The sequence below is a fragment of the Ruegeria sp. CDSC054 genome (genome assembly GCF_059610645.1).
On sequence record NZ_JBXWOA010000031.1, the window covers coordinates 1 to 7,165 of the forward strand.

The window sequence follows — 7,165 nt, forward strand, 5'->3', positions numbered from 1 at the left end:
TCCTGCTATTCGCCGAGATCGCAGGATAGGTGTATCCAGTAAGTCGCTGACTTTGGCCGTTCCAAATATTTGCGACACATCCATCTGTGACGCGGTCTGTTGACCAACAATGCGGTTTGTCGAGAGCAAAACGGAAACGCAGCAAGCCATCCTCTCAATTCACTGGACATGGGAACTGGCCCCAGGACTTTACCAATTTGTTGATGACGTGGGAAATCTGTGCCAGGCGAGCGTACATTTCCCGCTCACCGAATATTCGAGACACAACGCAAGATCCCAAACGTGTTGATCAGGCATAAGAACACAGCTTCGACGTTTTCAGTTTGGCTTTGACCATCGCCTCCGCAAAGGTGACGGCACATGCAACGCCATCAACCACCGGCAGCCCAAATTCCTCGGACAAATGCGACATCAAGTCTGTCATCCCAGCACATCCCAAAACAATGGCTTCAGCCCTGTCTTCATCTATCGCGGCCCTTATCTCGGCCTTGATTTTGTCGACGGTGTTCGGGTCGTTTTTCTCAAGTTTCAGAACTGGCACGTCTGATGCGCGAACCCGGACACAGCGGCGGTCGAGACCATAGCGCAACAGGTTCGACTCCAATCCCGCAAGCGAACGGGACAATGTCGTGATGACGCTGAACTTTGGACTTATCATCGACGCCGCGTGATATGCTGCCTCGCCCACACCGATGACCGGGGCCGATGTGATACAGCGTACGGCATCAACGCCGGTGTCATCAAAACAAGCAACAACAATGGCATCGGCATCCGGATGTTCTTTTACAGCGTCCAACAATCCAGGCACGCAAGTGGATACATCAAGAAAGCCCTGGATGCTGGCCGGGCCATCTTGCGAGTTCGTGGCAATAATCTCGGTACCAGGATCCGCGACGGCCCGGGCGGCCGCCTCGATCTTTCGGGTCATTGAACTAGTGGTGTTGGGATTGACAACAAGCAGTTTCACAACGTCCTCACACTTCTCCGCCCAAATAGGCGGCTTTGATCCGGGGATCGGTCAGAAGTTCCTTGGAATTTCCCGATATGGCGACGTTTCCTGTGGTCAGCGCATATGCGCGATGCGAGATCGACAACGCCATGCGCGAGTTCTGCTCAACCAGCAGAACCGAAACACCTTCGTCGCGATTGATCGCGACAATTGATCGAGCGATATCCTGCACCAGTTTGGGCGCGATCCCGAGCGACGGTTCATCCAACAGCAACAGGCGCGGCTTTGCCATCAACGCGCGGCCGATCACCATCATCTGTTGTTCACCGCCTGAAAGCGTTCCGGCGGATTGAGAAAAACGTTCCCGCAGACGCGGGAACCGTTCCAGAACAGAGTCGAGCGTTTCCTTGATGCCTGTCTTGTCGGACCGCGTGAACGCCCCCATCAGCAGGTTGTCCTTTACGGTCATATATGGAAAGACGCGACGCCCTTCCGGTACCATGGCAATGCCTTTGGAAACGATATCAGCCGGGTTGGCACCGTCAATTTGTTCACCCTCAAATTCGACCGAGCCGGATCTGACCTTGGCCAAGCCGGTGATCGCCCGCAGGATCGAACTTTTACCGGCTCCGTTGGCTCCGATCAAAGCAACGGTTTCACCTTTTTCCAGATCGATCGACACACCTTTCAGCGCATAGACATGGTCGTAGTAGAGCTCGACATCTTTGAATTCCAACATCTTTGTCATGGCTTAGATCCCGATCTCGTCATCCGCACTGCCCAGGTAGGCTTCGATGACCTTTTCGTTGTTCTGGATCTCCGCAGGCGTGCCTTCGGCGATCATCTCGCCGAAGTTCAGCACCACAATCCGATCGGATATATTCATCACCGCAGGCATGTCGTGTTCCACCAACAGCACCGTAACGCCCCGATCATCGCGCACCTTGCGCACCAGATTGACCATTTTCATGGTCTCGTCATGGTTCATCCCGGCAAAGGGTTCGTCCAACAGCAGAACCTTGGGGTCAGTGGCCAATCCAATGGCAATTCCCAGAGCCCGCAAGTTCCCTTGTGGCAGGTTCGAGGCCTGCTCATTGGCGATCTCGGTCATGCCGAGGAATTCGATCAGATCGTCGGCATATTGGCCAAAGCTATCGACATCCTCATGCGCCATCCTGGTGCCCCAGAAATACCCCGCCAATGAGGCGCGGGCCCGCAAATGCTGAGCGACGACGATGCTTTCGCGCACGGTCATCGACTTGAAGATTGTTGTTTCCTGAAACGTGCGGACGACCCCTTTGCGCGCCACAATATGCGGTTTCAGGTTCGAAATCCTCTCGCCTTTGAACAGCACCTCCCCAGTTGTTGTAGGCAAAAAGGACGAGATCATCTTGAACAGCGTGCTTTTGCCTGCCCCGTTTGGCCCGATCACCGACAGGATCTCATTTTCATTGACGTTGAAGGAGATATCGCTGTTGGCGGTCAGACCACCGAACTTTTTGGTGACATGGCGAACTTCCAGAAGATGGCTCATTTGTCAGCCCCCTTCTTACCGGGCAACCGAAGGCTCAGCAGCCCGTTGGGCAGCACCAGCATCAGGATGATCAGCAAGCTGGAATAGGCCAGCAGTTGGAAGCGACCCAATTCAAACAGCAGGTCCCAACCGAAATACAGAACCAAAGTGCCCAGCATTGGGCCAAAGACATATCCCAACCCGCCTAGGAAACAATTCAGCATGAAATTCACGCTGTCTGCGACCTGAAAGCTAGAAGGATAGACCGACTGCGCGATTGAGCCGAACATTGCCCCACCGATGCCGCCCAAAAAGGACGAGATCGCGAACACGATGACCCGGATGTACGAGATATTGACGCCGATCGAACTGGCCAACTCCTCGTTCTGCTGCATCGACCGGCACAGATGGCCAAGCCGCGAATTCACCAGCCGATACATGGCGGCGAAGGTCAATACCATCAGCACGCAGGCGGCGTAGTAGAAGGCAAGCCTTGGGTTCTCCAGCGTCGCGAAATCCGGGATCAGGGTCAGGCCCAGAGCCGACATCCCTCCGGGCAGCGGGATCGAGGTTATACCCTTGGCCCCATTTGTGATTGGCAAGGCCAGTGCGGTCAGGGTGACCACCTGCGTCAGCACCAGCGAAATCATGGCAAAATAAACACCGCGCAGGCGCAGGATCGGAACCCCGATTACAACCGCCACAGCGGCAGCGAACAACCCCGCCAGCGGCAGCGACAGCCAAAAAGACATGCCAGCTTTGGTCACCAAAACGGCCGAAACATAGGCCCCGATAAGGGCAAATGCCCCCTGACCGATATTGATGCGCCCGATATAGAAAGTTAGCCAAACCCCGGCGCTGGCGATAGACAAGAGCGCCACCGAGGTCAGAGTATAATACAGGTCGGACCGCCCCGATGCCGCGATAAAGCCAGGTATTGCGATGAAGACGGCCAACAGGAAGATAGCTACACCCGCCCATTGGATCATGTTGAGTTTCGGCACTGCGTTATCCCCACGGTTTGCCCATCAGCCCCTGCGGACGGATGGCCAGGAAAATCATCAGCGAGACGAAGATCAGCAGATAGGTGATGTCGCCATATTGCGAGAGAACGGCCAAACCAATGGCTTCGAGAAAGCCAAGGATGATCCCGCCCGCAATCGCGCCGGAAATCACACCCGCACCACCGATCATCACCATCATGAAGGCTTTGATCGAGGTCGGTCCACCCATCCCAAGATTGACGCCGGTGATCGTCACCAGCAATCCACCAACCAGACCGGCCAGCATGGCGCCAAGGGCGAACCCGATCATCGAATACCTGGCGACGTTGACCCCCATCAACTGCGCCGCCGTCCGATCCTGCGCCAGCGCGCGCAGCGCTCGGCCAGTTTTGGAATACTGCATGAACAAGATAAACGAGATGATCGACAGGATGGCCAGAACGCAGATCAGGATGCGGTCATAGGGCATGATCAATCGGAAGTCCCAATTGAAAACACCGTCGACGATTTTGGGAACACCGCGTTGCTTCTCGCCAAAGACCAGCAAGATGATGGCGTCGAAAAAGAACGCCAAACCTGCCGCCAGAAGCATCGTGCTCTCCTCGCGGGAAGATCGCCGTATGACCGGCGCAAACAGAAAACGCTCGATCAATGCGCCAAGTACCGCAAGCGTGATGCAGGACGCCAAAAGCGCCAGCACAAACGGCCAGCCCAGCTGTCCGTAAAACGTATAGGTGACAAAACCACCTAGAACATACATTTGCCCATGGGCAAAATTCAGCACGTTCATCAGGGCGAAAATCAGTGTCAATCCAAGGGCGATCATCGCATATTGCGCGCCCAGATAGATGCCATTTGCTAGTATTTGTTCCATGAGTGTCCCGCGAAAGTTTCGGGTATCCCGGGCTGATTATTAGCCCGGGAGAGTGAGTGGTTTGTTAGGCTTTTACCTGTTTTGGGAGTATTGCCTCAGTCGACTTCAGCGACAAAGAGCGTTTCAAACTCGCCGTCCTGATAGACATTGACGACCAGTGGAACGGCAATCTGACGCTTTTGTCCGAACGACGTCGTGCCCACATACCGCATCTTGGCGTCGCCCTTCATGAACGGGTTGGGGGCCTCGAACGTATCCATCGTGGTCTGGAACGCCGCAACGTCCTCGATGCCCGCCGGGTTCGCATTCAATGTCGCCAGAATGTACTCCAGCGCATAGACTTTAGTGTTGGACTCGTCGTTATATTCGCCGAACATATCAGTATAGCGTTTGACGAATTCTTTCATGTCATCCGATGCGATCTCGGGCGTTGACGCACCGCCAACCGAAATGAACCCGTTTGCCAAGTCCCCTGCCCCCTCGCGCAGAACCGTCGCATCCTGCGCGGTTTCGGTTGAGATGATACCCTGGAACCCAAGCTCGCGCGCCGAACGGATCAGCTGTGGCGCATTGGCCGGGGAAACGCCGGACAGGACCAGCAAGTCTGGCTGCGTGCGCATGACCGGGGTCAGCACCGGCGTGAAATCGGTGGTGTCCACCTGATAGGTCACATTGTCGGAAACAACCTCAAGCCCCAACGCCTTGGCAGCCTCGATACCTCCATCCCGCTGGCTCAGCGGATCGGATTCGTTCGCAGCCACAAAAGCAACAGATTTCACGCCCTTTTCATCCTTGAGGTATTCATAGATCGCGGGACCGGATTGATAATTCGCAACCATACCCAGAACGGCATTCGATGCGGGGGCCGAGTACAGTTCTTTCGGGAAGGCATAGGGGAAATACATGATCCCTTGGGCTTCGGCGACCGGACGCACCGCTGCGGCACCGTCATCCACGTTGGGGCCGACCACATAGTGGATACCTTCCTGCGCCATTTTTTCCATACCGGCGATGGCGCGTTTGGGGTCTTTCTGATCGTCAAACGAGACGATTTCGATATCGTAGGTGGTGTCACCGATTTTGTAACCACCAGACTCATTGATCCATTCAGCGCGCGCTTCCATCGAGCGCTGATTGGAAATGCCCCAGGCCGCCGCCGGACCAGAGGTCACGCCAACAAAGCCTATCTTGAGGACGGGGTTTTCGGCCCAGGCGGCCGATCCAAGAACGGATGCGGCCAGCGCCAAAGCAGCCGATGATTTCATCAGAGTTCTGCGTTTCATTGTTTCCTCCCTACTGAGGTCTCCGCGCCTCTTTCGGGCGCTTGCAAAAATAGACTGTGTCATCGGTCGAATCCCGGTGAACGCGTCAAGTTCTGCATTGTTAACAATTTCTGTCAACACTTTATGTTTGGAGAAACATTGATATTGTCAACAAAGAACCGATATATTGTAAGAAGAAAACCTTGCAGCTATTAACAAAATTCAGGCCAACCCCACCGGAATGAAACGAGATGACGGACGAATCTGAAGACAAGCTAAGCACCCTGCGAACTGATCCTGATGAACAAATGATCGTTGATCGGATCTATTCTGCGGTGATGGAGCAGAAACTGGCACCCAGAACCAAGCTTAGCGAACTGGCTTTGTGTGAGACGTTCGGCGTCGGTAGAATGCGCGTGCGCCGCGCGCTGTTGCTGCTTAGTAGCCAGGGGATCGTCGATCTGCACTCCAATCGAGGGGCCTATGTTGCCTGCCCCAGCGCCGATGAGGCCCGCGAGGTCTTTGTTGCCCGTCTGATGATTGAAACTGGTATCGTGCGAGAATTGGCGCGCGGTATCAGTAACGAGGGCGTTCAAGCCCTACGTACGCATGTCGAGAAAGAAGAGATTGCACGGAATGATGATGACAGGACGGAAATGATCCGTCTTTCAGGTGCCTTTCACGTCGAACTGGCGCGATGTCACAAGAACTCGGTTCTGACCCGCGTTCTGCGAGAGTTGGTCACCCGCACTTCACTGATCGTTGCCCTGTTCGGATCGAACCGCAATGCCACCTGCCCGGATGACGAACATACTTCGATCATTGACGCGATTGCAGATGGCCAACCGCAGGCGGCCGAAGACGCCATACGTCACCATATTCTTCATGTTCAGAATTCGCTGGATCTCGAACAAACCCAAAAGACAGAACCTGATTTGGCGAAGATATTAAGCGGGCGGAGGTAACTTACATTTTGGGCCGTACCGCAGGATTTTTAGGCTTCGCTAATGGTCGCGCAAATCATCTATTTTTGGCTAGCAAGTAGTCATATCTCCGTTGCACAAGTCACGCTGCGAATCTCAAAGGGCTGGTGTTGGTTCGGGTTTGTTAACGAGAGATATAGTGCCGAAGGATGTGTCGCAAACATTTGGAGCGGCCAAAGTCAGCGACTTACTGGATACACCTATCCTGCGATCTCGGCGAATAGCTGGAAGCCAGACGTCGTATTGCTGGGGAATTGCCGCTTCCGGATCATGTTGGCGACTTCGATGCCGTCCAGTGTAGCCGAGGCGGATCTGAACGATTTGAACCCACACATGTGCCGGACGCGACGCTTGATAAATCGATGATCCTGTTCGATCAGGTTGTTCAGATACTTGGACCTGACCGTTTGGATTTTGGCTAGGCAGCCAAACCGCTTCAGGATCCTGTTCACCTCTCGAATGCCCGCTGCGTTGGCGCCACTTTTGTCGATGACGATCTTGCTCGGTAGACCGTTCACCTCAAGCGCGCGGGCGAAGAACTTCGTCGCAGCGGCTTTATTCCGGCGCTCGGACAACATGA

8 protein-coding genes are annotated in these 7,165 nt (G+C 54.7%); 1 reads left to right on the forward strand and 7 read right to left on the reverse strand.

Annotated features, from left to right (window positions below):
* Positions 1-289: 289 nt before the first annotated feature.
* From AC2FGC_RS23990 to AC2FGC_RS24015, 6 genes are all read right to left on the reverse strand, one after another.
* On the reverse strand, positions 290-967 hold the full coding sequence (locus AC2FGC_RS23990) for an aspartate/glutamate racemase family protein (protein WP_496727459.1): 678 nt from the start codon (positions 965-967) through the stop codon (positions 290-292).
* Positions 968-974: 7 nt separating this feature from the next.
* Positions 975-1,697, reverse strand: a complete 723-nt coding sequence (locus AC2FGC_RS23995) for an ABC transporter ATP-binding protein (RefSeq protein ID WP_496727460.1) — start codon at positions 1,695-1,697, stop codon at positions 975-977.
* A gap of 3 nt (positions 1,698-1,700) precedes the next feature.
* Entirely contained in the window at positions 1,701-2,483 is a 783-nt protein-coding gene (locus tag AC2FGC_RS24000) for an ABC transporter ATP-binding protein (RefSeq protein WP_496727461.1), read from the reverse strand.
* Positions 2,480-3,451: a branched-chain amino acid ABC transporter permease gene (locus tag AC2FGC_RS24005; RefSeq protein WP_496727476.1), complete on the reverse strand. Its 972-nt coding sequence runs from the start codon at positions 3,449-3,451 to the stop codon at positions 2,480-2,482. The genes AC2FGC_RS24000 and AC2FGC_RS24005 overlap by 4 nt, the downstream gene beginning before the upstream one ends.
* Positions 3,452-3,470: 19 nt before the next feature.
* Positions 3,471-4,340: a branched-chain amino acid ABC transporter permease gene (locus AC2FGC_RS24010; protein WP_299896066.1), complete on the reverse strand. Its 870-nt coding sequence runs from the start codon at positions 4,338-4,340 to the stop codon at positions 3,471-3,473.
* Positions 4,341-4,435: 95 nt separating this feature from the next.
* On the reverse strand, positions 4,436-5,623 hold the full coding sequence (locus tag AC2FGC_RS24015) for an ABC transporter substrate-binding protein (protein ID WP_496727462.1): 1,188 nt from the start codon (positions 5,621-5,623) through the stop codon (positions 4,436-4,438).
* Between the two features lie 230 nt (positions 5,624-5,853).
* Here AC2FGC_RS24015 and AC2FGC_RS24020 point away from each other — a divergent pair, with 230 nt between their 5' ends.
* Positions 5,854-6,567 carry a GntR family transcriptional regulator gene (locus AC2FGC_RS24020; RefSeq protein WP_496727463.1) on the forward strand — a complete coding sequence of 238 codons (714 nt, stop codon included), beginning with the start codon at positions 5,854-5,856 and terminating at the stop codon, positions 6,565-6,567.
* 218 nt (positions 6,568-6,785) lie between these two features.
* On the opposite strand, the gene AC2FGC_RS24025 is transcribed toward AC2FGC_RS24020, so the two are convergent.
* The coding region (locus tag AC2FGC_RS24025) for a DDE-type integrase/transposase/recombinase (protein WP_496783647.1) at positions 6,786-7,165 on the reverse strand (380 nt) is incomplete at its 5' end.